Annotated in this window: 21 protein-coding genes; 11 read left to right on the forward strand and 10 right to left on the reverse strand. The window is 64.1% G+C overall.

All coding sequences use genetic code 11. The features are described 5' to 3' along the window. Positions 1-137: 137 nt before the first annotated feature. The 7 genes from B5V03_RS29820 (at position 138) to B5V03_RS29850 (ending at position 8,490) form a co-directional block, all read left to right on the forward strand. Positions 138-1,292 (forward strand): iron-containing alcohol dehydrogenase, encoded by a 1,155-nt coding sequence (locus B5V03_RS29820; RefSeq protein ID WP_129273967.1) that lies wholly within the window; start codon positions 138-140, stop codon positions 1,290-1,292. Between the two features lie 19 nt (positions 1,293-1,311). Next, positions 1,312-2,862, forward strand: coding sequence for an AMP-binding protein (locus tag B5V03_RS29825; RefSeq protein WP_129273968.1), 1,551 nt, complete (start codon positions 1,312-1,314; stop codon positions 2,860-2,862). Positions 2,863-3,023: 161 nt separating this feature from the next. Further along, positions 3,024-4,622 carry an ABC transporter substrate-binding protein gene (locus B5V03_RS29830; protein ID WP_129273969.1) on the forward strand — a complete coding sequence of 533 codons (1,599 nt, stop codon included), beginning with the start codon at positions 3,024-3,026 and terminating at the stop codon, positions 4,620-4,622. Between the two features lie 30 nt (positions 4,623-4,652). Next, on the forward strand, positions 4,653-5,600 hold the full coding sequence (locus tag B5V03_RS29835) for an ABC transporter permease (RefSeq protein WP_129273970.1): 948 nt from the start codon (positions 4,653-4,655) through the stop codon (positions 5,598-5,600). Between the two features lie 9 nt (positions 5,601-5,609). Beyond that, positions 5,610-6,503 carry an ABC transporter permease gene (locus tag B5V03_RS29840; protein WP_129273971.1) on the forward strand — a complete coding sequence of 298 codons (894 nt, stop codon included), beginning with the start codon at positions 5,610-5,612 and terminating at the stop codon, positions 6,501-6,503. Beyond that, a complete protein-coding gene (locus B5V03_RS29845) occupies positions 6,503-7,507 on the forward strand; it encodes an ABC transporter ATP-binding protein (RefSeq protein ID WP_129273972.1) in 1,005 nt (334 codons plus the stop codon). The genes B5V03_RS29840 and B5V03_RS29845 overlap by 1 nt, the downstream gene beginning before the upstream one ends. Then, positions 7,504-8,490: an ABC transporter ATP-binding protein gene (locus B5V03_RS29850; RefSeq protein ID WP_129273973.1), complete on the forward strand. Its 987-nt coding sequence runs from the start codon at positions 7,504-7,506 to the stop codon at positions 8,488-8,490. Before B5V03_RS29845 ends, B5V03_RS29850 begins: the two co-directional genes overlap by 4 nt. On the opposite strand, the gene B5V03_RS29855 is transcribed toward B5V03_RS29850, so the two are convergent. From B5V03_RS29855 to B5V03_RS29890, 8 genes are all read right to left on the reverse strand, one after another. Beyond that, complete coding sequence (locus B5V03_RS29855) at positions 8,462-9,268, reverse strand: hypothetical protein (RefSeq protein ID WP_129273974.1); 807 nt, start codon at positions 9,266-9,268, stop codon at positions 8,462-8,464. The genes B5V03_RS29850 and B5V03_RS29855 overlap by 29 nt on opposite strands. A 205-nt stretch (positions 9,269-9,473) precedes the next feature. Then, positions 9,474-11,462, reverse strand: a complete 1,989-nt coding sequence (locus tag B5V03_RS29860) for an acetyl-CoA carboxylase biotin carboxylase subunit (protein ID WP_129273975.1) — start codon at positions 11,460-11,462, stop codon at positions 9,474-9,476. Then, the gene (locus B5V03_RS29865; RefSeq protein WP_129273976.1) at positions 11,459-13,075 is read right to left on the reverse strand and encodes an acyl-CoA carboxylase subunit beta; all 1,617 of its coding nucleotides are present in this window, start codon (positions 13,073-13,075) and stop codon (positions 11,459-11,461) included. Before B5V03_RS29865 ends, B5V03_RS29860 begins: the two co-directional genes overlap by 4 nt. Positions 13,076-13,189: 114 nt before the next feature. Continuing rightward, positions 13,190-14,056: a 3-keto-5-aminohexanoate cleavage protein gene (locus B5V03_RS29870; RefSeq protein WP_129273977.1), complete on the reverse strand. Its 867-nt coding sequence runs from the start codon at positions 14,054-14,056 to the stop codon at positions 13,190-13,192. A 197-nt stretch (positions 14,057-14,253) separates the two neighbouring features. Beyond that, positions 14,254-15,054, reverse strand: coding sequence for a helix-turn-helix domain-containing protein (locus B5V03_RS29875; protein WP_129273978.1), 801 nt, complete (start codon positions 15,052-15,054; stop codon positions 14,254-14,256). A gap of 174 nt (positions 15,055-15,228) precedes the next feature. Continuing rightward, positions 15,229-15,885, reverse strand: coding sequence for a glutathione S-transferase family protein (locus tag B5V03_RS29880; protein ID WP_129273979.1), 657 nt, complete (start codon positions 15,883-15,885; stop codon positions 15,229-15,231). Then, a complete protein-coding gene (locus B5V03_RS29885; protein ID WP_129274128.1) occupies positions 15,882-17,048 on the reverse strand; it encodes an acyl-CoA dehydrogenase family protein in 1,167 nt (388 codons plus the stop codon). Before B5V03_RS29885 ends, B5V03_RS29880 begins: the two co-directional genes overlap by 4 nt. 133 nt (positions 17,049-17,181) lie before the next feature. Then, entirely contained in the window at positions 17,182-18,318 is a 1,137-nt protein-coding gene (locus B5V03_RS29890) for an acyl-CoA dehydrogenase family protein (RefSeq protein ID WP_164988376.1), read from the reverse strand. Positions 18,319-18,588: 270 nt separating this feature from the next. Here B5V03_RS29890 and B5V03_RS29895 point away from each other — a divergent pair, with 270 nt between their 5' ends. Together B5V03_RS29895 and B5V03_RS29900 are read left to right on the forward strand one after the other, a co-directional pair. Continuing rightward, on the forward strand, positions 18,589-20,139 hold the full coding sequence (locus B5V03_RS29895) for an acyl-CoA synthetase (RefSeq protein WP_129273981.1): 1,551 nt from the start codon (positions 18,589-18,591) through the stop codon (positions 20,137-20,139). An 87-nt stretch (positions 20,140-20,226) separates the two neighbouring features. Continuing rightward, a complete protein-coding gene (locus B5V03_RS29900) occupies positions 20,227-21,447 on the forward strand; it encodes an ABC transporter substrate-binding protein (protein WP_129273982.1) in 1,221 nt (406 codons plus the stop codon). A gap of 50 nt (positions 21,448-21,497) precedes the next feature. Here B5V03_RS29900 and B5V03_RS29905 read toward each other — a convergent pair whose 3' ends face one another. Continuing rightward, complete coding sequence (locus B5V03_RS29905) at positions 21,498-22,943, reverse strand: glycosyltransferase family 2 protein (RefSeq protein ID WP_129273983.1); 1,446 nt, start codon at positions 22,941-22,943, stop codon at positions 21,498-21,500. A gap of 54 nt (positions 22,944-22,997) precedes the next feature. Next, a complete protein-coding gene (locus B5V03_RS29910) occupies positions 22,998-23,759 on the reverse strand; it encodes a helix-turn-helix transcriptional regulator (protein ID WP_164988377.1) in 762 nt (253 codons plus the stop codon). 185 nt (positions 23,760-23,944) lie between these two features. On the opposite strand from B5V03_RS29910, the gene B5V03_RS29915 reads away from it, so the two are divergent. Then, positions 23,945-26,209, forward strand: a complete 2,265-nt coding sequence (locus tag B5V03_RS29915; protein ID WP_129273984.1) for a marine proteobacterial sortase target protein — start codon at positions 23,945-23,947, stop codon at positions 26,207-26,209. Positions 26,210-26,420: 211 nt separating this feature from the next. After that, positions 26,421-26,990 (forward strand): class GN sortase, encoded by a 570-nt coding sequence (locus B5V03_RS29920; protein WP_129273985.1) that lies wholly within the window; start codon positions 26,421-26,423, stop codon positions 26,988-26,990. The last annotated feature ends 6 nt before the right edge of the window (positions 26,991-26,996 follow it).

The following is a 26,996-nucleotide window of genomic DNA, read 5'->3' on the forward strand; positions in this document are numbered from 1 at the left end:
CGTGGAGGTCGGGACAAGCCCGGCTATGACGGAGCGGACGTCCCGAGACCGCCAGCGTCTTCGCACATGACGGGCAGGGCCGGCTCGGCTAGATTACCCCTACAAAAACAAAGACGAATTGTCCGGGGAGGACAGGCGTGCACCAGGGACGTGTCGTTTACGGCGCGATCGAGGAGGTCGTGTTCGGCCATCCGGCGGCTGAAGCCATCGTCGCGCAGATGGACCGGTTGGGAACGCGCCGCGCCTTCCTGATGGTCTCGGGCACGCTCAACCGAGAGACCGACGAAATCGAGAAGATCAGGCAGGCGCTCGGCGCTCGCTGCGCCGGCCTGTTCGACGCCATGCCGGCGCATACGCCGCGCGAGGCGGTGATCGCGGCGACCAATGCCGCACGCGAGGCGGGTGCCGATTTGATCGTCACCGTCGGCGGCGGCTCGATCACCGACGGCGCCAAGGCAGTCCAGCTCTGTCTTGCCAACGGCATCGACAATATCGACGGCATCGAGCGCATCCGGGTGCACAAGGGTGTTGCGCCCGAGATGATCGCACCGACGGTACGTCAGGTCAGCGTGCCGACCACGATTGCCGGTGGCGAGTTCTCATCCATCGCCGGCGTGACCGACCGCAGCGCGCATGTGAAGCAGATGCTGCGGCATCCGCTGACGGTGCCGCGCGCAACCATCCTCGACCCCGGCATCACCGTGCACACGCCGGAATGGCTGTTTCTCTCCACCGGCATCCGCGCCGTCGACCATTGCGTCGAGGCGATCTGCTCGCGCGAGACGCATCCTTATGCCGACGCACAATCGGTCAAGGGGCTTGCGATGCTTGCCGACGCGCTGCCGCGGGTCAAAGCCGATCCTGGCGATCTCGACGCGCGGATGGATGCGCAGATCGGCACCTGGCTGTCGATGGGCGCGCTGGCCGCCGGCGTTCCCATGGGAGCGAGCCACGGCATCGGCTACGTGCTGGGCGCGGCCTTTGACGTGCCGCATGGCTACACCTCCTGCATCATGCTGCCAGCGGTGATGCGCTGGAATGCAAGTGCCAATGCCGAGCGCCAGATGATCGTCGCGGCCGCGATGGGCTTCCCCGGCCACAACGCCGCCGACGTGCTCGATGCCTTCATCCGCGCTCTCGGCATGCCGCGAAGCCTGTCGGACGTACGCGTCTCGACGGAACATTTCGACGCCATTGCCGAACAGGCGATGCGCACGAACTGGATCCCGCGCAATCCGCGCAAGATCGACGGTCCAGCGCAGGTGCGCGAAATTCTGCTTCTTGCCGCATGATCTCAAAGCCGGAGGATTGATGTACCCAGGTCAGCATGCCCGTCTACGCCCGCTCCAGCCTGCCTTCATCATGGCGGCGACCGGCGAGACCGTCACTTATCGCGAGCTCGACGCGCGCAGCAACCGCATGGCGCACCTGTTCCGCAAGCACGGCCTGAAACGGCTCGACCACTATTCGATTTTCATGGAGAACAATTCGCGCTACCTCGAAGCCTGCGGCGCGGGCGAGCGCTCCGGTCTCTATTACACCTGCATCAACTCGTTCCTCACCGCAGGCGAGCTCGCCTATCTCCTCGTCAACAGCCAGTCAAAAATCCTGATCACGTCCGTTGCAAAGCTCGACATCGCGCGCGAGGCGATCCACGCCTGCCCCGACGTCAAGCTCTGCATCGTCGCCGACGGTCCCGGCGAGAGCGACCGCATCGTCGGCCTTGCGGACGTGACGGCCGATCTGCCGAAGACCCCGATTGAGGATGAATGGCTTGGCACCGCCATGCTGTATTCATCCGGCACGACGGGTCGGCCGAAAGGCATCTTGCGGCCGCTGCCGGAGGAGCCGCCGAAGCACAATCTGCCGCTGTTCGATTTCCTGACAAAGCTTTGGCACTACCGCGAGGGCATGGTCTATCTGTCGCCGGCGCCGCTCTATCATTCCGCGCCGCAGGCGGCCGTGAACCTCACGATCCGCATGGGCGGCACCGTCATCATCATGGAGACGTTCGATCCAGAGCGTTACCTCCAGCTCGTCGGGAAATGGGGCATCACCCACACCCAGCTGGTGCCGACGATGTTCTCGCGCATGCTGAAGCTGCCGGAAGAGGTGCGGAGCCGCTACGATCTGTCGTCGCTGGAGATCGCGATCCACGCAGCCGCACCCTGCCCGGCGCTGGTGAAGGACGACATCATCAAATGGTGGGGTCCGATCATCCACGAATATTACGGCGCGACCGAAGGCCTCGGCTTCACCGCCTGCAACAGCGAGGAATGGCTCGCTCATCGCGGCACCGTCGGCAAGGTGCTGCTCGGCGATCTCCACATTCTCGACGAGAACATGAAGCCGTGCCCGACCGGCACGCCCGGCCAGGTCTGGTTCAAGACCGGATCGCCATTCGAATATTTCAACGACCCCGAGAAGACCAAAGAGGCGCGCTCGGCCGACGGCAGCATGAGCACGGTCGGCGACGTCGGCTATGTCGACGAGGATCGCTTCCTGTACCTGACCGACCGCGCCACCTTCATGATCATCTCCGGTGGGGTGAACATCTATCCGCAGGAATGCGAAAATCTGCTGATCACCCATCCGAAGGTCGCGGACGCCGCCGTGTTCGGCGTGCCCAATCCCGATCTGGGCGAGGAGGTGAAGGCGGTGGTGCAGCCGATGCCCGGCGTGGTGCCGGGGCCAGCGTTCGCCGAAGAGCTTATCGCCTTCTGCGGGGCATCACTGTCGCGGCAGAAGGTGCCGCGCTCGGTCGATTTCGAAAAGGAGTTGCCGCGGCTGCCGACGGGAAAGCTGTACAAGCGGCTGCTCAGGGATCGGTACTGGGGGAACAAGACGTCGCGGATTGTTTGAGAGCGCGCCGCTCAGCGCGTTCGCACCCGCACTCTCCCATGGCGGCCTTCCGTCATCCGAATTGTCGAGAGCAGCGCTGCCCTTGCCGGTTGCCTCGCTGCGCGGGCGTCGCTATCGTCCGGGCAAACAGGCCACAAAGGCCGATGTCTGGGAGGACGAGGATGCGGAGCGTTCGGGCGCTCGCCGCGATGGCGGCGCTGTCTTTGCTGGCGATTTCGACCGTCACATTCGCCGGCGAGCCCAAGCAGGGCGGAATCCTGCGGATGTATCACCGCGACAGCCCCGGCAACGCCTCGATCCATGAAGGCGCGACCTACTCGCTCAATGTTCCCTTCATGCCTGTCTTCAACAACCTCGTCATCTACAAGCAGGACGAGGCCCAGAACAGGATGGACAATATCGTCCCGGAGCTCGCCGAGAGCTGGGCCTGGGTGAGCGACAACAAGACGCTGACCTTCAAGCTGCGCCAGGGCGTGAAATGGCACGACGGCAAGCCGTTCACCTCCGCCGACGTGAAGTGCACCTTCGACATGCTGATGGGCAAGTCGCAGCAAAAATTCCGGCAGAACCCGCGCAAGACCTGGTACGATCAGGTCAACGATATCTCGACCAACGGCGATCTCGAGGTCTCGTTCAACCTGAAGCGGCCGCAGCCGTCGCTGCTGGCGCTGCTCGCCTCGGGCTACACGCCCGTCTATCCCTGCCACGTTTCGCCCGGCGACATGCGCACGCATCCGATCGGCACCGGCCCGTTCAAGTTCGTCGAGTTCAAGGCCAATGAATCGATCAAGCTGACGCGGAACACAGACTATTGGCGCAAGGGCCGGCCCTATCTCGACGGTATCGAGTTCACCATCATCCCGAACCGCTCGACCGCGATCCTCGCCTTCGTCGCCGGCAAGTTCGACATGGCGTTCCCGACCGAGGTCAGCATTCCCTTGCTGAAGGACGTGAAATCTCAGGCGCCGAACGCGGTCTGCGTGGTCGAGCCCAACAATGTCGCGACCAACATCATCGTCAATTCGTCCGCACCGCCGTTTGACAATATCGACATCCGCCGCGCCATGGCGCTGTCGCTCGACCGCAAGGCCTTCATCTCGATCATGTTCGAGGGCCAGGGCGACGTCGGCGGCACCATGGAGCCGGCTCCGGCTGGTCTCTGGGCAATGCCGAAGGAGATGCTCGAGAGCATTCCCGGCTACGGCCCCGACGTGAACGCCAACCGCGAGGAGGCCAGGAAGCTGATGCAGAAGGCCGGCTATGGGCCGGACAAGCACCTCGCCGTGAAGGTCTCGACCCGCAACATCCCGGTCTACCGCGACCCCGCGGTGATCCTGATCGACCAGCTCAAGAGCATCTATATCGACGGCGAGCTCGACGTGGTCGAAACCGCGAACTGGTTCCCGAAGATCGCACGCAAGGACTACATGCTCGGGCTCAACCTGACCGGCAACGCGGTCGACGATCCCGACCAGTCCTTCTACGAGAACTATTCCTGCGGCTCCGAGCGCAACTACACCAATTACTGCAACAAGGAGATCGAAAAGCTGTTCGACGTGCAGTCGCAGGAGACCGACGTCGGCAAGCGCAAGAAGCTGGTGTGGGACATCGACAAGAAGTTGCAGGAGGACGTCGCCCGCCCCATCATTTTTCACGCGCGCACCGGCTCCTGCTGGCAGTCTTATGTGAAGGGCGTGACTGTGATGTCGAACAGCTCGTATAATGGGTACCGGTACGAAGACGTTTGGATGGACAAGTAGCGCGCTGACGGCTCGACGGGAGGGCGCGGGATGTTTGCCTATCTGGTGCGGCGCCTGTTCCTGATGCTCGTGACCCTGTTCGGGATCTCGGTCGTCATCTTCTTCCTGCTGCGTATCGTCCCCGGTAACATCGTGGACATCCTGTTCGCGGCAGCCGGCTATGTCGATCCCGCCGACAAGGCCAATCTGGAGAAGGAACTCGGCATCGACCAACCGCTAATCGTGCAATATTGGCACTGGATCAGCGGCTTTTTGCGCGGCGACTTTGGTTACTCCTATGTCTCGGAGAAGCCGGCGCTTCAGGAAATTTTGCCGCGCATTCCGATCACCGCTCGGCTCGCCGGCCTTGCGCTGCTGTTCTCGGCCTCGATCGGCATTCCCTTGGGCGTCATCAGCGCGGTGAAGCAGGGAACGCGGCTCGACTACGCATTACGCGTCGTCAGCCTCAGCGGCTTGTCGCTGCCCTCGTTCTGGCTCGGCCTGCTCATCCTCACCGCGTCGGTGGCGATGTTCGGCCAGATACCGATCTTCAACCCGAATCCGCAGACCTGGCTCGAGGCGTTCGCGACCTACGCCGTCCCCGCCGCCGCCGTCGGCTTCCGCAGCGCCGCGCTGACCATGCGCATCACGCGATCCTCGATGCTGGAGGTGCTGCGACAGGACTATATCCGCACCGCCCGCGCGAAGGGGGCATCCGACGCGGCGGTGAACTATCACCACGCGCTGAAGAACGCGATCCTGCCCGTCATCACCGTGATCGGCATCGAGGCCGCGTTCCTGATCGGCGGCCTCATTGTAACGGAAACCGTGTTCAACATCCCCGGCGTCGCGCGCTTCCTGGTCGAAGCGATCCGCTGGCGCGATTATCCGATCGTGCAGAACCTCGTGATGCTGATTGCCGTCGTGGTGGTGAGCGCGAATTTCATCGTCGACATGCTCTACGCCGTGTTCGACCCGCGGATCAGGTATACGGATTAGGAGAGCTGTTTGGCCGCGATCGACTATGACGTTGAACTGAGACGCGCCGGGGCGCATGCGACCGGCGGCTGGCGGCGCGTGCTGTTCCTCGCGCAGCGGCATGTGCTGGGCGCGGCCGGGCTCGTCATCATGACGCTGTTCGTGCTCACGGCGATCTTTGCCGACTTCATCGCACGCTACGATCCCCTGACGATCGACGCTGCGCGCGCGTTGGCGCGCCCAAGCATGGCGCACTGGATGGGGACGGACTCCTTCGGCCGCGACGTGTTCAGCCGCATCATCCACGGCGCGCGGATCTCGCTGGCGGTCGGGATCGGTTCGACCGCGCTCGGCGGCGCCATCGGCGTCATCGTCGGGCTGACCTCGGGCTATCTCTCCGGCTGGGTCGATCTCGTATTCCAGCGTGTCTCCGACGTTTTGCAGGCCCTGCCGCTGCTGGTGCTGGCCCTGATCATGACAGCGGCACTCGGCCCGTCCTTGCCGAACGTCATCATCGCCATTGCAATTCCGCTGATCCCGACCGTGTCGCGCGTCATCCGCGCCAACACGCTGGCGCTGCGCGAGCTGCCATTCATCGAGGCCGCCAAGTCGATCGGCATGAGCGAGGTGCGCATCGCGCTACGCCACGTGCTGCCGAACACGCTGGCGCCGCTGATCGTGCTCGGGACCGCGCAACTCGGCTCGACCATCCTGACAGAAGCCTCGCTCTCGTTCCTGGGCCTCGGCATTCCCGAACCCTATCCGTCATGGGGTCGCATGCTGTCGGAGTCCGCCGCCGAATATGTCCGCACCGCACCGTGGCTGGTGATTTTTCCGGGCATCGCCATCAGCCTCGCCGTGTTCGGCGCAAACCTGTTCGGCGACGCCTTGCGCGACATCCTCGATCCCCGGCAGCGCGGCTGATGGCAAAAGAATTCGATCTCGTGCTCGAGGTGAAGAACCTGAAGACGGTGTTCTTCACGAACTCCGGCCTGTTTAGGGCGGTGGACGATATCTCCTTCACCGTGAGGCGCGGCGAGACGCTGGCGATTGTTGGCGAATCCGGCTGCGGCAAGAGCGTCACCGCGCTCTCGCTGATGCGGCTGGTGCCGGACCCGCCCGGCCGCATCGTCGGCGGCTCCGTGTCGCTCGAAGGCACCGATCTGCTGGCGCTGGATGAAGCCGAGATGCGCGCTGTCAGGGGCAACCGCATCTCCATGATTTTCCAGGAGCCGATGACATCGCTCAATCCGGTGATGAGGATCGGCGACCAGATCGTCGAGGCCGTGCGGCTGCATCGGAATTTGTCAACCAAAGAGGCCCGCGACATCGCGGTCGAGATGCTCCGACTGGTGCGCATCCCCGAGCCGGCACGGCGTGCGCGGGAATACCCGCACCAGCTCTCCGGCGGCATGCGCCAGCGCGCGATGATCGCGATGGCGCTGGCCTGCCGGCCGGTGCTGCTGATCGCGGACGAGCCGACCACCGCGCTCGACGTCACCATCCAGGCGCAGATTTTGGCGCTGATCCTCGACCTGCAAAAGGAGCTCGGCACCGGCCTCGTGCTGATCACGCACGATCTCGGCGTCGTAGCCCAAACCGCGCAGCGTGTGATCGTGATGTATGCCGGACGGAAGGTCGAGGAAGCCACCGTCGAAGCGCTATTCGCCGATCCAAAGCACCCCTACACGCGCGGGCTGATGGCCTCGATCCCGGCCGTGCCGGCGTCAGGTGTTCCGGTCCAGGCGCGGCTCAACGAAATTCCCGGCACCGTGCCGTCGCTGGTGCGGTTGCCGAAAGGCTGCGCCTTTGCGCCGCGCTGCAAGCTCGCGATCAAACGCTGCGAAGAATATCCGCCGCTGGCCGATTGGGGTGGCGGCCACCTCGCCGCCTGCTGGCGCGCGGACGAAGTGGCGGAGGTGGCATGACCGAAGCGCTGCTCGAAGTCACCGATCTCAAGAAGCATTATCCGGTGCGCGCCGGCGTGTTGCGCCGGCAGGTCGGCACCGTGCACGCGGTCGACGGCGTCTCATTCTCGGTTCATACCGGCGAGACGCTCGGCCTTGTCGGCGAATCCGGCTGCGGCAAATCGACGGTGGCGCGCAGCGTGCTGCGGCTGGTCGAGCCGACTTCGGGCCAGATCCGCCTTGACGGAGAGGACATCACCCGTCTCTCCAAGTCTGCGCTGCGACCGCATCGGCGCTCGATGCAGATCGTATTTCAAGATCCCTTTGCTTCGCTCAATCCGCGCATGACCGCCGGCGATATTGTCGGTGAACCCCTCGCCGTGCACGGGCTCGCAAGCGGCAAGGAGTTGGAAGCGCGTACCGCAAAGCTGTTCGAGCAGGTGGGCCTGCGGCCAGACCAGATGCGCAACTTCCCGCATCAATTTTCCGGCGGACAGCGCCAGCGCATCTGCATCGCGCGCGCGCTGGCGCTGGGGCCGCGCCTGATCGTCTGCGACGAACCGGTCTCCGCGCTCGACGTCTCGATTCAGGCGCAGGTGATCAATCTGCTGATCGACCTGCAAAAGCAGCACGGCTTCTCTTATCTCTTCATCGCGCATGACCTCGCCGTGGTCGCCCATATCAGCCACCGCGTCGCGGTGATGTATCTCGGCCGCATCGTCGAGATCGCCGACAAGGACGAGCTGTTCCGCAATCCCAGGCATCCCTACACGCAGGCCCTGCTCGCTTCCGTGCCGGTCGCCAACCCGCTTGCGAAGAAGCTCGCGCCGCTGGTCGACGGCGACGTGCCGAGCCCGGTCAATCCGCCGCCGGGTTGCGCGTTTCACACCCGCTGCCGGTTTGCGATGGAGCGGTGCAGGACCGAACGGCCGGCGCTGGTGGACGCCGGCGATGCGCATCAAGTGGCGTGTCTGCTCAATGAGGGGACGGGGCGCGGCCAGTAGGCCGCAACGCCCATATCACCGGCCACGCCGCAAGCGCGGCGGCCAGATGCTTGAGCGTGTGGCCCGAGACAATGTGCCCGGTCGCTTCGAAGATGGTCACGTCACCCAGCTCGAAGAGCTTTGCCAGCACATAGAAGAAGATCACGGCGCCGAGCGGCACGCCAAGCGCGCCAGGGCGGGGCCGGGTCAGCGCCAATCCCACGGCAACCGCCATGCCGCCGAACTGCACGACCACCCATGGCGTGAGATTATTGTAGGCCACCCAAGCCGCGAGCAGGCCCGCAGCCGTCACCAGCACCACCACCGCCTTGCCAGCGCGCACGCTGATGCGTTCGCTGGTCGCGATGCCGAGAAAACCCGCGAACGCCACTGCCATGCCGAGACGATCGGCCACGAGCCGCTGCGGCGCGTCGGGATCGAGATGATAGATGCTCGACCCTATGCAAGTGAGGATCAGGCCCACGAAGAGACAACCTGCACCCACGGGCGCATCGCGGCAGGCACGCAGCCGCGCCAGGCCCCAGACGCCCATCGCCAGGAAGAGAAGATTGCTGAGCACGTCGCCGGCGTTGGGTACACCCAGCCACGTCCGGGTGTCGACGAAATGCGGCGTATGCCATGCGGAGGCAGGCAACGCCGGCGCCAGCAGGGCAACCAGCGTTAGGACGAATAACGTGCCGATCAGATACTTTTCGCGAGTCTGCGGCGGGGCGAACGTGAGACGAGGGGACACTGACAGGAGCATGGCATCGATCTCCGGGCGTGTGGTCGTCAGCATACAACTTGCTGGTCGCCACGCGGCAATTGAACATCGTTCAATATTTATACCTAGAGATTGAACAATGTTCAATATACTTCGCCGATCAGCACCCGTCGCTCGGAAAGCTTGAGGCAGCCCGCGCCGGGCGGGGACAAAATGGCGTTGAAATCATTGGGAATTTTTAGCGTAGCGGAGACTTGGCGCGGCCTACCCGGAACATGCCCTAACCCGTCTTCTGATCGGCCCCGATCACCGCCACGACCCTGCCCGTCGTCACCTGCTCGCCCTCGGCGACGTCGATCGCAGTGACCACACCGTCGATGCCGGCCTTGTGGAGGTGCTCCATCTTCATCGCTTCCAGCGTCAACACCGGCTGGCCGGCGGTGACGCGATCGCCCGGCTTCACGAGGACGGCAACGACGCGCCCGTTCATGGCGGCGCGCACCTTGCCGTCGCCGCCATTGCTTGTGGCGGCCTTCGGTGCAGCGAGGGTGAGATCGATGACCGCGAGCGGGATGCCGCGATGCTGGAGGTAGAGCCGATCGCCGTCGCGCAGGAATTTTGCGCTGTCCATCACGCCGTCGTGGCGGAAGCGGATGGCGTCAGCATCGAGATGGTCGATCTCGAATTTGTCCGGGCGGCCGTCGGTGGCGACGGTGTAACTGCCATCGCGTTCTCGGGTGACTTCAAGCTCGTGCGTCTGACCGGCGACCTCGATCTTCGCGGGCAGAGGGAAAGTTGCCGACAGGCTCCGCCCGCTACGCCATGACGGCGCGCGCGGACTGGCGACATAGAGCAACAGACCCGCCAACGCCGTATCGAATGCTGCGTCCGCACGCGGCGCAAGCAACGCGTCGCGATGCGCGCCGATGAACGCCGTGGTCGCCTCGCCCTTGGCGAAACCGGGATGGCGCAGGCACGACATCAGGAACGCCTGATTGGTCGTCACGCCCAACGCCGTGAGCTGCTCGAGGCCGACGATCAGCCGTCCCCTCGCCTCCTCGCGGCTCGCGCCGCGGCTGATCACCTTGGCGATCATCGAATCGTAGAACGGCGGGATCTCCGAGCCCGACTGCAGCGCGTGCTCGACGCGGATGCCATCCGGCACCTGCCAGCGCGCCATGCGGCCGGACTGCGGCATGAAGTCTTGCGCGGCGTCTTCCGAGCACAGCCGCACCTCGATGGCGTGGCCAGAGAAGCGGATATCCTGCTGCTTCACCGGCAACGCCTCGCCACGCGCGACGCGCAGCTGCAGCTCGACGAGATCGAGCCCGGTGATCGCCTCGGTCACGGGATGCTCGACCTGGAGGCGCGTGTTCATCTCCATGAAGTAGAACTCGCCGCTTTGATCGAGCAGGAATTCCAGCGTGCCCGCGCCCTCGTAGCGCAATGCCTTCACGGCCGCGACGGCGACCTCACCCATTTTCGCGCGCAACTCGGGCGTCACCGCGGGCGACGGCGCCTCCTCGATCAGCTTCTGGTGCCGCCGCTGCACCGAGCAATCACGCTCGCCGAGATGAATGGCGTTGCCGTGGCTGTCGCCGAACACCTGGATCTCGATGTGGCGCGGGTTCTGGATGGCGCGCTCGAGGATCACGGTGGGATCGCCAAACGCGGCTTTCGCCTCCGACCGCGCACTGCGCAGTGAATCGGGGAACGAAGCGGCCTCGGTGACGAGCCGCATGCCGCGACCACCGCCACCGGCGACCGCCTTGATCATCACGGGGAAGCCGATCTTTTTGGCCTCCGCCAGCATGACATCGTCGCTCTGGTCAGCGCCTTGGTAGCCGGGGACGACGGGCACGCCGGCCTTCTTCATGATCTCCTTGGCGCCGGCCTTGTTGCCCATCGCCTCGATCGCCTGCGGCGACGGGCCGATGAAAACGAGGCTGGCATCCTTGCAGGCTTGCGCAAAGTCTTCGTTCTCGGCGAGGAAGCCGTAGCCCGGATGCACCGCATCCGCGCCGCTGGCCCTGGCTGCCGCAATGATCGCGGGGATGTTGAGATAGGATTGCACCGGCAGGGCTTCGCCGATCCGCACGGCCTGATCGGCCTGCTTCACATGAAGCGCATCGCGATCCGCCTCCGAATAGACCCCGACGACGCCGAGGCCGAGCTGCCGCGCGCTGCGCATCACGCGCAGTGCAATCTCGCCGCGATTGGCAACCAGGACTTTGTAGAACGACCGGTGCTGCACTGATCCGTTCCTCATGGGCGGGCCACCGAGAATTGCATGCGCTGGAGTGTCCGCCCGTCGCCCTCGCGGCAGATCGCGAACACTTCGGACAGCACCGCGCGGGTGTCGCGCGGGTCGATCACGCCGTCGTCGAGCACGCGTGCGCTGGTCGAGAACACGTCCATCTGGCCGTCGAATACGCTGACGATCTGGGCCTTCATCGCATCGAGCTTTTCTTTCTCGACCGGCTTGCCGCGGCGTGCGGCGGCGGCCTCGGTCACGATCGCCATGGTCTCGGCGGCCTGCTCGCCACCCATCACGGCGGTCTTGGCGTTGGGCCAGGAGAAGCAGAAGCGCGGATGGAAGCCGCGGCCACACATGCCGTAATTGCCGGCGCCGAACGAGGCGCCGCAATAGATGGTGATCTGCGGCACCGTCGCCGACGTCACCGCCTGGATCATCTTGGAGCCGTGCTTGATCATGCCGGCTTCTTCGTAAGCCTTGCCAACCATGTAGCCGGTGGTGTTGTTGAGATAGAGGATCGGCGTACGGGTCTGGCAGCAGGCCTGGATGAAATGCGTCGCCTTGTTGGCGCCGGCGGGATCGAGCGGACCGTTGTTGGTGATGATGCCGATCGCCTGGCCCTCGATGCGGGCATGGCCGCAGACGGTGGCCGGGCCGTAATTCGGCGCCATCTCGGTGAAGTCGGAATCGTCGACGATGCGCGCGATCACCTGCTTCATATCCACGGAGCGTTTGTGGTCCATCGGCATGATGCCGAGCAACTCGTCCTGGTCATAGCGCGGCGGCTTGAATTCCGACGCGGCCCTGCCCGGCCGCTCCCATTCCAGCGCCGCCATGATCTCGCGCGCGATGCGCAGCCCGTCGCGGTCGTCCTCGGCGAGATAGTCGCCGAGGCCTGAGACCTGGGTGTGCATCTCGGCGCCGCCGAGCTCTTCTTCCGTGGCTATCTCGCCGGTTGCGGCCTTCAGCAGCGGCGGCCCGGCGAGGAACGCGCGGGTGCGGCCGCGGACCATGACGATGTAGTCGGACAGGCCGGTCTGGTAAGCACCGCCCGCGGTGGACGAACCGTGCGTGACGGTGACGACCGGCAGCCCCGCCGCGGAGAGTCGCGCGAGATTGCGAAAGATGTTGCCGCCACGGACAAAATCCTCGACGCGGTAGCGCAAGAGATTTGCGCCCGCGCTTTCGACGAGCTGGACGTAAGGCAGCTTGTTCTCCAGCGCGAGCTCCTGCACGCGGATCGTCTTGTCGAGGCCGTAGGGCTGGAGCGCGCCGGCATCGATGCCGGAATCGCTGGCGCTGACCATGCAGCGGATGCCCGAGACGAAGCCGATGCCGGCGATGACACCGCCGCCGGGCACGCTCTTGGCCGCATCCGGCACGTCGAACATGTAGCCGGCGAGCGTGGACAGCTCGATGAAGGGCGCGCCGGGATCGAGCACCAGCGCGACGCGCTCGCGCGGGAGCAGCTGTCCGCGCTTGTGGAAACGATCTTTTGCCGCGGCGGATGCGCTACGCGTGCGCTCTTCCAGCGCGCGCATGCGGTCGATCAGCGCGAGCATGCCGTCGCGGTTGGCGTGGTAGCCGGCGCTGCCGGGGGAAATGGTGTTTTCAAGAATGGACATGACTCTATCCTGCTCGTCATTGCGAGGAGCGACGCGACGAAGCAATCCAGACTTCTTCAGCGGAAAGATTCTGGATTGCTTCGCCTCGCTCGCAATGACGGGTGAGGCGATACCTTACCTGTTCGTCCCAAAGATCTTCCGCGCCTCGGCCGGAGACGCGATCTCGCGGCCGGCACGGCGGGCGCAAGCGGCAATGGCCTCGATCAGCTGACCGTTCGACGTCACCTTCTTGCCATCGGCGAGATAGAAGGCGTCCTCGAGACCGGTACGCAGATGACCACCGAGCTCAGCGCAGCGCTGGTGCAGCGGCCAGATCTCCTCGCGGCCGATCGCGGTGACCTGAAAATGCGCTTCGGGGCGTTTCAGCTTGATCAGGATCGGCAGAAGATCCGGATCTGACGGCATGCCGGAGGCAACGCCCATCACAAAATTATATTCGAGCGGACCCTTATACATGCCGACCTGATGATACATGCCGACGCAACGGACGATGCCGACGTCAAAGCATTCGAACTCGGGGATGGTGCCGACCGCGTTCATGACGTCGAGATAGTCCTTCACCTTCTCGACCGCGTTGTCGAACATCATCGGCGGCCAGGCCCAGCTATTGTCGGCCTTCACCTTCAGATAGTTCAGCGACCCGGCGTTGCAGGCGGCAATCTCCGGTTTTGTTTCGCGGATGCAATCGAGCGCGCCGCTGTAGTTCGGCCCTGAGACGCCCGAGGTGTGGTTGATGATCACGCCGGGGCAGGCCTCGCGGATCGCCTGCTGAATTTCCTTGCTGACGGCGACTTCCCAGGACGGCAGATGCCCCTTGCCGGGCGCCTGCTGGCGCAGATGGATGTGCATGACGGACGCGCCGGCATCGAACGCAGCCCGGGCCTCGCGCGCCATCTGCTCGGGCGTCACAGGCACATTGTGCTGCTTCGGATCGGTGAGCACGCCGTTCAGCGCGCAGGTGATGACGGCCTTGTCGCTCATGCCAGTAATGTCTCGCACGTTGAGAATTCAACGCTTGCGATCATGTGACGCGCGGCATGCGGCTTCTTGCGCGGAGAAGCTGGAAGGCACGGCTATCGTAGGATGGGCAAAGCGAAGCGTGCCCACCATCTTTGCCAATTGCCGAAAGGTGGTGGGCGCGGCGCAAGAGCGCCTTTGCCCACCCTGCGAGAGCGGTGCTAGCTCGCCTCCGCGAGCCGCACCGTCTCGGTGCTGCGATAGATCGCAAGATCCCGCGAGCCGACGAAGATCGCGCGCGGCTTCAATCCGTAGAAACGGCGGATCGAATGGCTGAAATGCGTGGAGTCGGGATAGCCGATATCCTGCGCGAGATGGGCGAGGTTGAGGTCCTGGTTGGCGAAGTGCAGCAGATGCCGCGCACGCTTCCAGGCGCGGAAGGAGCGGAACGAGATGCCGGTCTCTTCCTTGAACAGATGCAGGAAGCGCGAAGCCGAGAGGCCTGCCTCAGTCGCGCAGGTATCCGCTGTCACCGGCTCGCCGGAGAAGCGCCCGATGCGGGCGACGGCGCGGGTCACGCGCGGGTCGAGCACGCGGCGGGGCAACGCCTCGCCAAAGCACATCTCGTCGAATTCGGCGGTGGTGATGTCGCCATAGCGGCGCTGGCGCAGCAGCGTGTAGGCGGCGAGGATCTTGCGGGCATAGACCGCACGGTCCGGTCCCATCAGCCGCTCGGCCAGGGCCTCAATGACGCCATCAGGCATGCTTTCCGGCTCCAGCGTCACGCTGATTGCAGTGCGGTAGTCGCCGGCGATGGAATGGCGCTGGTTGGGCAGGGTGACGAACAGCTCGCCGGTGGCGAGGACGTCGTCGATGGTCAGGTGCAAATTGCCCTTCACCGCCACATAGACATGGCAACAGCCGGGGGTCCGCTTGCGGGGGCGACCGAGCAGGCCGGCGTAGAAAACCCGCTCCGGCGTGATCAGCATCAGATGGTCGGATTCGCGACCGTTATCTTCCATGGGGATCCTCCTCGCGCGGCTCTTTGGCCGCTGCGGACGGAGGTCACCTTAGCGGAAATTTGGGCGCTGTCACGGCGCGATAGCGCTGTCATGGAGCGCAAAACATCGCCAGTTCAGGACGGGCGCTGCGCCGTCCGGAACCGTTATGAGACAATAGTCCCAGCCTTCGCCGGCTTACGCCCTCACGCGCGGCGCAACATTCTGCTCGGCGCCGGCCTTTTGCTCCGCAGCAACCGCGCGCTTGAACCCATCGCGCTGCTGCAATCGCGCCCAATAGGCCGCGACATTTGGCCCAAAATCCTTGGCGAGCCCGATATTGTCTGCGAGACGCAGGGCGTAGCCGATCACGATGTCAGCGGCGGTGAAGCGGCCCGCGCACAATGTTTCGGCATTGGCGGTCGCTGCCTCGACGGCGCGCAGTCTCCCTAAGAACCATTTTGCGTAATCGGTGGCGACCTGCGGATTGCGGCGTTCCTCCGGCTCGAGCTGGGTGTAGCGGAGCACCAGCGTCTGCGGGAAGGTTAACGTGGCGTCGGAAAAATACATCCAGTTCAGGAAGGCGCCATAGGCGGGATCTTCCGGCCCGACCATCAGCGGCGTCGGGCCGTGCTTGATGCCGAGATAGTGGCAGATGCCGGAGGATTCCGTCATCTTCGTCTCGCCGTCGACCATGAAGGGAATCGTGCCCAGCGGATTGAGCGCGAGGTACTCCTTGGCGAAGACCCGCGGCGGGAACGGCAGCATCTTCAGTTCGTACGGCAGCCCCATCTCCTCCAGCATCCAGAGCGGACGAAACGAGCGCGCGGCGTCGCAGTGATAGAGCGTAATCATGAAGCATTTCCCTTGCTGCCGGGCAGCGTACCCATCATCTTGCACAGGACCATCAGCATGACCTCGTCGGCACCGCCGCCGATCGAGGTCAGGCGGCTGTCGCGATAGGCTCGGCTGACCGGCGTCTCGTTGGTAAAGCCCATTCCGCCCCAATATTGCAAGCAGGCGTCGGTGAGCTCGCGGCCGAGCCGGCCGGCTTTCAGCTTGGCCATGGTCGCAAGCTTCGTCACATCCTCGCCGGCGACCAATTGCTCGGCGGCGCGATAGATCAGCGCGCGGAGCAGCTCGACCTCGGTCTGCATTTCCGCGAGCTTGAAGTGGACGACCTGGTTGTCGAGGATCGACTTCCCGAAGGCTTTGCGGTTGCGCGTGTATTCGATGGTCTGATCGATGATGTATTCGTGCGCCTTCAGGCAGGCGGCCGCGCCCCAGAGACGCTCCTCCTGAAACTGGACCATCTGGTAGGTAAAGCCCTTGCCCTCCTCGCCGATCCGGTTGCGCTTGGGCACGCGGACATTGTCGAAGAAGATCTGCGCGGTGTCCGACGAGCGCATGCCCATCTTGTCGAGTTTTCGCGCGACAGTGACGCCCTTGGCTTTCATGGGCACGCAGATCAGCGACTTGTTACGGTGAACGGGCCCGTCGCCGGTGTTGGCCAGCAGGCAGATCCAGTCGGCCTGGGTGCCGTTGGTGATCCACATCTTGCCGCCGTTGATGACGTAGTCGTCGCCGTCGGATTTGGCGCTGGTCTTGATCGAGGCGACGTCGGAGCCCGCGCCCGGCTCGGAGACGCCGATGCAGGCGACGTAGTCGCCGGAGATCGAGGGGCTGAGGAATTCGCGCCGCACCTCGTCGGAGCCGAAGCGCGCCAGCGCCGGCGTCGCCATGTCGGTCTGCACCCCGATCGCCATCGGCACGCCGCCGCAGGTGATGGCACCCAACTCCTCCGCCATCATCAGCGCGTAGGAGTAATCGAGGCCCGAGCCACCGAACTCGACCGGCTTGTTCAACCCGAGGAAGCCGAGGCTGCCCATTGTCTTGAACAGCTCGTGCGCCGGAAAGATATCGGCCCTCTCCCATTCATCGACATGAGGGTTGATCTCGTTGGCGATGAATTTTTGCAAGGAGCGGCGGATGTCGTCGTGGTCGGCGGTGAACAGCATTTTTATCAGCTCAGCTCTCGATCTCTCTGATGTGTTCGTCATGGCCGGGCTTGTCCCGGCCATCCACGTCTTTGTCAGTCGGCAGCAAGAACGTGGATCCCCGGGACAAGCCCCGGCATGACGGAGGAGAATTTCATAGCCCCATCTGCCGCGACGCCAGATCCTTCATGATCTCCTCGGTGCCGCCGCCGATGGCGTTGACCTTGACCTCGCGGTAGATGCGTTCGGCCTTGATGCCGCGCATGAAGCCGGCGCCGCCGAAAATCTGCACGGCTTCCGAGGCGCAGAACGCCATCGTCTGCGTCGCCTGGTTCTTCATCATGCAGATTTCCGCGATCGGGCTCTCGCCCTGCTCCAGCCGCCACGCCAACAGCTCCAGCATCGATTGCGACGCCGCGACCTTTTGCGCCATGTCGACGATCTTGTGGCGGATCACCTGATGCTGGGCGAGCGGCTTGCCAAAAGTCTTGCGCTCCCTGGCGTAGGCGATGGCTTCGTCCAGGCAGACACGTGCAAAGGCCGTGCAACCCGCCGCCATGCCCATGCGCTCGCTGTTGAAGTTCTGCATGATGATCTTGAAGCCCTGGCCTTCCTCGCCGATCAGGTTTTCGGCCGGCACGCGGCAGTCATCGAAATGCAGTGTCGCCGTGTCGGAGGCCCACCAACCCATCTTCTTCAGTTTTGTGCGCGACAGGCCGGGCGAATTCCCCTCGATCAGGAGCAGGCTGACGCCGCCGGCGCCCTCGCCGCCGGTGCGCACCGCAACGGTCAGATAGTCGGCGCGCACGCCCGAGGTGATGAAGGTTTTTTCGCCGCTCACGACGTAGTGATTACCGTCCCGCCGCGCCCGGGTTCGCAGGTTCGCGACGTCAGAACCGCCGCCCGGCTCGGTGATGGCGAGCGCGGAAATCTTCTCGCCGGCAAGCACTTGCGGCAGCACGCGCGCCTTCACCTCCGGACGTGCCGCCCGTGCGATCGGCGGCGAGCCGATGGTGTGGCTCATCAGGCTGGCGCTGATGCCGCCGGCCCCGGCGCGCGCCAGCTCTTGGCTGGCCACGATCTTCATGAACTGATCGGCGGCGATCCCGCCATATTCCTCGGGAAATCCGAGCCCCAACAGGCCGATCCCGGCCGCCTTGCGATAGAGCACGCGCGGGAATTCACCGGCTTCATCCCATTCATGGGCGAACGGCGCGATCTCCTTGTCAACGAAGCGGCGCATGACATCGCGGAAGGCATCGTGCTCGGCGGTATAGAACGGGCTCTTCATCGCACTCTCGCCTCGCGGACGGATTCGTCTCATTCACCATGGCCGGAACTTTGGCGGCTCACTTGCGCGGAGTGGCTGATCCACGAGAGCCGCTCCGACCGGCCCTGGCCTAGCAACTCAACGCAAGACGATTTTCGCCCCTCGCAGGCCAACTCCGAAACAAAAAAAGAGACGTCGATGCACAAACTCCGGCTGGCCCCTGGGTCACGCCGGGCATGGTGCACGGCAATAGGGACGAGAGGCGGCACCAGACCGCCGAGGGAGGGATTTTTGGCCGTTCGTTACTACGACTGGATTGTCCATTATGGCCGCCGCACGCCTGATAAGCTTGCAGTGATCGATCTCGCGAGCGGGCGCCGATTCACCTATGTGCAGCTCGATGCGCGCATCTCACGCCTGGCGGGATTCCTCCGTGACACCCTCAAGGTCTCGCGCGGCGACCGCGTCGCGGTGCTGGCGCTGAACACCACCGATACGCTGGAGGTGCAGTTCGCCTGCGGACGGTTAGGTGCGATCTTCGTGCCGCTGAACACCCGCCTCACCGTTCCCGAGCTTCAGTTCATCACCGGCGACTGCGCGCCTGACGTGATGATCCATGACACCGATCTCGCCGAGACGGCGCTTGCAGTGGCGAAACTGTGCGGCATTGGCACGAGCTTGCTGCTTGGACCGGGCGGCTCTTACGAGGGCGGCATCGCCGCAGCAAAACCGCTCGACCGCATCGAAGAGGTCACGCTCGATGATGTCTCGACCATCATGTACACATCGGGCACCACGGGTCATCCGAAGGGCGCGACCATCACGCACGGCATGACCTTCTGGAACTGCGTCAACCTCGGAGGTCCTGCCTGTATCGGACCGGCCTCGGTGCTGCTCACCGTGCTGCCGCTGTTCCACACCGGCGGGCTGAATTGCTACACCAATCCGGTGCTGCATGCCGGCGGCACCGTGATGATCATGCGCGCCTTCGATCCCGGCACGGCGCTCGGCCTGATCAACGATCCCGCGCAGGGCATCAATGTCTTCTTCGGCGTGCCCGCGATCTACCAGTTCATGGCGCAGCATCCGGCCTTCGCAACGACTGACCTTGGCAGGCTGATCGTCGGCGGTGTCGGCGGCGCGCCGATGCCGGTGCCGCTGCTGAAAGTGTGGGAGGCGCGCGGCGTCGCGCTCCAGCAGGGCTACGGCATGACCGAGACCTCGCCGGCCGTGCTGGTGCTCGACCGTGAGGATGCAGCCCGCAAGGCCGGCTCGGCCGGCAAACCCGTGCTGCACACTGAAGTCCGCATCGTGCGCCCCGACGGCAGCGATGCCAGCGTCGGCGAACTCGGTGAACTCTGGGTGAAGGGGCCGAACATCACGCCCGGCTACTGGAACAGGCCGGAGGCGAACAAGACGTCCTTCACCAACGGCTGGCTGCACACCGGCGACGCCACGCGCGTCGATGAAGAAGGCTTCTACTACATCGTCGACCGCTGGAAGGACATGTACATCTCCGGCGGCGAGAATGTCTATCCGGCCGAGGTCGAGAACGTCCTGCATCAGCTCACTGCCATTGCGGAAGCCGCCGTGATCGGTATTGCAGATCCGCAATGGGGTGAAGTCGGCCTCGCCATCGTTGCGGTCAAGCCGGGCCAGCGGCTGACCGAGGCGGACGTCTTCGCGCATTGCGCGGCCAATCTCGCGCGCTTCAAATGCCCGCGCCAGATCCGGTTCGTCGATGCGCTGCCACGCAACGCCACGGGCAAGATCCACAAGCCGACCTTGCGCAAGGAATTTTCGGTGACCTCGGAAGTCGACAAGAAAGTCGCCATCGCCTGACCAAAGCGCCCCTTGCGGGCGCTTCTTCGTTTCTGACGTGCCTGCTTCAACCCAGAAGAAACCTCAGAGAAAACCCAAGGAATTTTCATGAACAGGAAACTCCACCTCCTTGCCGCAGCAACAGCGCTGACGCTGCTTGCGACCCAATCCGCATATGCGCAGAAGGCGTACGACACCGGCGTCACCGACACCGAGATCAAGATCGGCAATGTCGAGGCCTATTCGGGCCCTGCGTCCGCCTACGGCGTCATCGGCAAGACCGAGGAAGCCTATTTCAAGATGATCAACGATCAGGGTGGCATCAACGGCCGCAAGATCAACTGGATCTCCTACGACGACGGCTACTCGCCGCCGAAAACCGTGGAGCAGATCCGCAAGCTGATCGAGAGCGACGAGGTGTTCCTCGTCTTCAACGCGCTAGGCACGCCGACCCAGACCGCCGTGCAGAAATATCACAATTCCAAGAAGGTGCCGCAGCTCTTCCTCGCCACCGGCGCCAGCAAGTGGAACGACCCGAAGAATTTTCCCTGGACCATGGGATTCCAGCCCAGCTACCGGGTCGAGGCGCAAATTTTCGCAAAGTACATTCTGAAGGAGAAGCCGGACGCGAAGGTCGCGATCTTCTATGCCAATGACGATTTCGGCAAGGACTACCTCGCCGGTATCAAGGACGTGTTCGGCGACAAGGCCTCGAAGCTGATCGTCGCTGAAGAAAGCTACGAGACGTCGGAGCCGTCAATCGATGCCCACATCGTCAAGCTCAAGGGCACCGGCGCCGATGTATTCGTCAACATCGCAACCCCGAAATTTGCCGCGCAAGCCATCAAGAAGATCGCGGAGCTGGAGTGGAAGCCGATGCACCTGATGACGGACGTCTCGGTGTCGATCGGCGCGGTGATGAAGCCGGCCGGACTCGAGGCCTCGGAAGGCGTGCTGTCGGCCGGCTATCTGAAGGATGCGTCGGATCCGCAGTGGAAGGACGACGAGGGCATGAAGAAATTCATGACCTTCATCGACAAGTACATGCCCGGCGCGAACATTTCGGACGCCAATCTGGTGTACGCCTATGCTGCAGCACAGACCATGGTGCAGGTGCTGAAGCAGTCGGGCGACAATCTGACCCGCGAGAACGTGATGAAGCAGGCCGCGAGCCTGAAGGACTTCGTCCCCGACACGCTGATCCCCGGAATCAAGATCAACACCTCGTCCACCGACTTCGCGCCGATCGAGCAGCTCAAGATGTGGCGGTTCAAGAAGGGCCAGTGGGAGCTGTTCGGCGATATCATCAGCGCCGAAACCGGCGGCTAGTCCGACTTACAGTACTCGCCCGAAAGTGCAGAATAGCGGCCGTAGCGCCGCTATTCGTTTTCGGCACGTTCGACATCGATGGCCGCGATGGGCAGGCCAAGACGACGCGCGTCGCCGACGCCGTTGAATGCCGGGCATGCCCATGCAAGGACGGCGATACCCGACAGCGGCAGATCAAGGCGCAGCATAAAACTGTCGTGACCGACCACGATTGCGGCAGGGTCCACGGGCGTACCGTCGAGATAGAAATACACGCCGATCCGATCCAGAGGCCCACGAAGAGCCGGGCTTTGGATGCGTACGATATTGCGCGCGGAAACTCCCGCGACGCGAACGGCAGCCTGTGGCTCGCTCCAGCGAAACGTGTGGCCCGCTGACGATTCCCTGCAATGAAACCCGATCTGCGCGAGAACATTGTCACCGAACAGTCTCGTTGCGTGCCCCGCGCAAATGCTGCGGATATAATCGAGCCTCTGAAGCCGGATCAGCGATGCAACATACCGCTTCATCCATCGCCGGGCAGCGGCGCTGCTCCCGACTGTGATCAGTACGGTCAGCATCGTGCGCGCTTGCACGACGTCGATGCGCGCCGCTATGCGCGCGCGAAGGTCGTTGAGAAGCGCAGGCGCGGCCCACCGCCGGAATGCCCGCAGCATTTCCCCCGGCCGCTTCCAGCCCCAGCCCGCGAGACTGTAGCGCACGAGCGCACTCAGCGCATTGCGGGCGATCTCGGAATCGAGCTTGTCCCGTTCGCTCCATTCGATCGGAATGTCGAGCAACTCGCTGCCGGGATCGCGGCGTGCCTCGCTGAGATAGCGGATCTCGCCCCGCACGAAATCGAGCGTGAACTTCTCTAGCTCGTCGAGCCGGCCGACGTAGTAATGATGGACACGAGCCTCGTCCAGATAGCCGATGACGTGACCGCGTGCATAATAGCTGGCAGCGAGCACCCATTCGGCAAAATGGCCGAGATCCGTGCGCAGGCCGCCGCATTCCTCATAGATGTCGCGTCGTGTCACGAAGCACTGGTCGAGGACCTTGAGCCATGGATGCTGCTTCATGCCGAACTCGATATCGGACTGGTACATCGCAGCTTCCGCTTCCGACAAAGCGTTATGGCAGATCGGGATCGAGCGGCAGGAGAAGCCCGACCAATCGGGATGATCTTCGATGGCGCGCAAGCAGAGTTCGAGCACGTCGGGCTCGGGACGACAGTGCGATTCCGTGAAGAACAGATGGTTTCCCCGAGCCTTCGCTGCGCCGAATGCGCTCAACTCGATGTCATGATGGGACTCGCTGTATTCGAGACGAGCTTCGTCGCCGACGAGCTGTTCGATATCCGAGCGAAGCATGGCGTCCGGCGGCACGACGAGAATGATCTCGTACAGGGAGGTGTCGACAGTCTGCGATTTCCACCCGAGCCAGGATTGCCGCCATTGCCCGCGATGATCGTCAAGCGGGATGATGACGGAGAACGTGGGTCGGTCGAGACTCATGCCGGGTCTCACTCCTCAACATGATCGCTCGGGTCGCCGACTCAGGCGGAAGGTCTAGGCCGGTAGAAATAACGCAAAAGATTCGTCAACAGTGCGGCGAAGGTGATCCCGATACAATTTGTAATTTGCGTGGCTGGATGCGATCCGGCCCACGGCAGGATCGATAATATTTCGTGCGGGCACATAGGCGATCGGCGCGGCGATCGGCGTCAGCTGCGAGCCCGGGCCGGCGCGGAGCGTCGAGATGATGCCGTACATCTCGCCTGCGACCGTCGGCCGCGAGACCGTGATCACGCGATGCTGGCCGTGCTTGATGATGACGAGGTAGATGAAACCGGACTGATGCGGGACCGCGACCTCGCCGGTGTGCTCGTAGGCCGCATCGGTGCGCTCGCCCTCGCGGAACACCAGTGAGGAGACCTTCGGCTCCCAGATGATCTCGGTGCGGTAGGCGAAGATCGCGTCCTTGTCGCCGAAGGACGGCCGCAGCGTGATGTAGACATCCTCGATCCAGGTCACGGCGCGATGCGAGTAGGAGCCGAGGCTGTCGGGTGCGACATCGTTTGCAGCCGGAGGCGTCACCACGACGGCGCTCTTGCGCAAGGACACACCCAGCGCCTGCTCCAGCCGCACCGTCGTCGCCAGCGTGAACGGCCGGCGGCCGCCGAGCACCTTCTCCAGCGTCGACAGGCTGAGCTTGGCCTGCTCGGCCAGCGCCTGCCGGGAAATTCGTCGCCTGGCTAGCTCCTCGCGGATGGTCTCGGCGATCTCGCGGCTCTGCTCGTCCGAAAGCTGCTTGTCGTCCTGCGTCTGCATCGTCAGCCCTGCCTTGGGACGCCAGTCTAGCAGGGCGGACAAGCCAGCACAAAACCGTACATGGCCGCCCCGGCGGCGGCCCGCCGGGCCGGCCGCGGCGGAACATTGCCGATCATTCTGCTCGCGAAAGCAGGCTCTCCGGATGGATGCTCGCCATCGTCAAACACCCTTCGGGAGCAGGCCAAATGAGCAATTACGACGCGGTCGACAGCAACCAACACCCCTGGCTGGGACGGCTCATCGTGATCGGAGTGTTCCTTCTGGCGCAGGGCGTTGCCATGCTCCTCGTTGCCTTCATCGCCTTGCTGGTGAGCTTCGAGCCGGGCTGGTCGGCAACGACCGAGCAGGCCAGCCTGCTCCAGCCCGGCGATGCCAAATCCGGCAGCCTGCTGCTGAAGGAAGACGGCGCCTATACCGAAGCGATCCGCCTCGGCACCGATGTCGATATCACGGTATCGGGCCCGACGCTGCGCGCCCGCGTCACCCAGATCTTCCGCAACCCGACCAAGGACTGGGTCGAGGCCACCTATGTCTACCCGCTCGCGAGCAATGGCGCGGTCGATACGCTGAAGATGGTGGTCGGCGACCGCGTCATCGTCGGCGACATCAAGGAGCGGCAGCAGGCCCGCGTGATCTACGAGCAGGCGCGCCGCGCCGGCCAGAAAGCCGCGCTGACCGAGCAGGAGCGGCCGAACATCTTCACCAATTCGGTCGCCAATATCGGTCCCGGCGAAACCGTGCTGGTGCAGATCGAATATCAGGAGCCGGTGCATCAATCCGGCAACGAATATTCGCTACGCCTGCCGCTGGTGGTCGCTCCGCGCTACAATCCGGCACCGATCGTGCAGAGCGTCGACTTCCGCCAGGACGGCTCCGGCTGGGGTGCGACGGCGTCGAACCCTGTGCCGGATCGTGATCGCATCTCGCCGCCCGTGCTGGACCCCGCCAAGAATGCGCCGGTCAATCCGACCAGCATCACGGTGCGCCTGAAGGCCGGCTTTGCGCTCGGCGAGGTCAGGAGCCACCACCACAACGTCAAGACGGAAAACCCTGACAACACGACGCGGATCGTCACGCTTGCCGACGGCGCGGTGCCGGCCGACCGCGATTTCGAGCTGACCTGGAGGCCGGCCGCCGAGAAAGCGCCGTCGGTCGGCCTGTTCCGCGAACATGTCGGCGATGCCGATTATCTGCTCGCCTTCGTCACCCCGCCCAGCGCCGAGCAGGCGACGCGGAAGCCGCTGCCGCGCGAGGTGGTGTTCGTGATCGACAATTCCGGCTCGATGGGCGGCACGTCGATCGTGCAGGCCAAGGCGAGCCTGCTCTATGCCCTCGGCCGCCTCCAGCCCAGCGATCGCTTCAACGTCATCCGTTTCGACGACACCTTGGATGTGCTGTTTCCGGCCTCCGTGCCTGCGGATGCCGCGCATGTCGGCGAGGCAACCTCTTTCGTGAGCGCGTTGCAGGCGCGCGGCGGCACTGAGATGGTGCCGGCGATGCGCGCCGCGCTGACCGACAAGCTCGGCGACACCAGCATGATCCGCCAAATCGTATTCCTGACCGACGGTGCAATCGGCAACGAGCAGCAATTGTTCGAGACGGTCACGTCGATGCGCGGCCGCTCGCGCGTCTTCATGGTCGGCATCGGCTCCGCACCCAACACCTACCTGATGACGCGCGCCTCCGAGCTCGGCCGCGGCGCCTTCACCCATATCGGCTCGGTCGAGCAGGTCGAGGAGCGCATGCGCGGCCTGTTCGCCAAGCTGGAGAACCCGGCGGTAACAGGCCTCAGCGCAAAATTCTCCGAAGCCAAGGCCGATGTGACGCCAACAATCATTCCCGACGTCTATCGCGACGAACCGCTGGTGCTGGCGGCCAAGCTCGACAAGCTCGCCGGCTCGCTCGAAATCAAGGGACACGTCGGCGACCGCCCGTGGTCGGTGACGCTGCCGCTGCAAAATGCCGCCGAAGGCAAGGGCCTGTCAAAACTCTGGGCCAGGCGCAAGATCGGCGATGCTGAGGTCGCGCGCACCCTACGCGAGATGACGCCTGACGACTCCGACAAGGCGATCCTGGCGCTGGCGCTCGACCATCAGATCGTCACGCGGCTGACCAGCCTTATCGCGGTCGACAAGACGCCGAACCGTCCCGAGGGCGCGCCGCTCAAGCTCAGCGAGTTGCCGATCAACCTGCCGGCCGGCTGGGACTTCGAGAAGGTCCTTGGCGAACGGCCGCAGCAAGCGCCGACGCAGTTGCGCGAACGTCATGCCGATGCGCGCAGCCAGCCGGCTGCAAGGCGGCCGACCCCCGCTACGCCCGATGCGATCCGCCTGCCGAAGACTGCAACCTCGGCCGAGCTGAAGATGATCGCAGGCCTGATCCTGATCATGCTCGCCCTGATCCTGTTCGTGTTCAACCGACGTCAGACCTTGCTCACTGACGCCGCTTGAGAGAGGAGCCCCCCGAACTCCTCTGTTAGCGCGCGCGGCTGCCCGTCCCACACCAACGGCCGCGCGCGCCTTTTTCTTCCCCCGTCATTGCGAGCGCAGCGAAGCAATCCAGGCTGCCTCCGCGGAAAGGCTCTGGATTGCTTCGCGGAGCCGGTCATCGGGCCGATGCTTCGCGCGGACCCGTTGGCTCGCAATGACGAAAATTGGCACAATGCCCCGCCTCATCTCTCCTCTCGTTCTGGCGCTCGTCGGCCTCCTCCTGTTCGGCGACGGCGCCTACATCCATGCAAAAGCCTGGCTCGCGCAGCTGCTGCTGGAGCGCGCATTCGACAGGAGCATTGCCACAGGCCAGGTGGTCAAACCGTGGTCGTGGGCCGATACCTGGCCGGTCGCGCGGATCGAGGTGAAGCGGATCGGCGCCAGCGCCATCGTGCTGGAAGGCACGAGCGGCCAGGCGCTCGCCTTCGGACCCGGCCATCTCAACCGAACGGTTGATGCGGGCGAACGCGGCATTGCGGTATATGCCGCGCATCGGGACACACATTTCCGGTTCTTGCGGAATGTTGCCATTGGTGACGCAATCGATGTCACGCGCAGTGACGGTAAGCACTTTCGCTATCGCGCTGATTCCTCCGGGGTCGTTCGTTTTGATGAGTCAGGCATCGATCCCGCAACGCAAGATGTTGAGCTCGTGCTCACGACCTGCTGGCCGTTCGACGCCCTCACGCCCGGCCCGGAGCGCTACATCCTGCATGCCACCCTGATCGGAACCGATGAATAGCGGTTC

The sequence above is a fragment of the Bradyrhizobium betae genome, assembly GCF_004123905.1.
Lineage (GTDB): Bacteria > Pseudomonadota > Alphaproteobacteria > Rhizobiales > Xanthobacteraceae > Bradyrhizobium > Bradyrhizobium betae_A.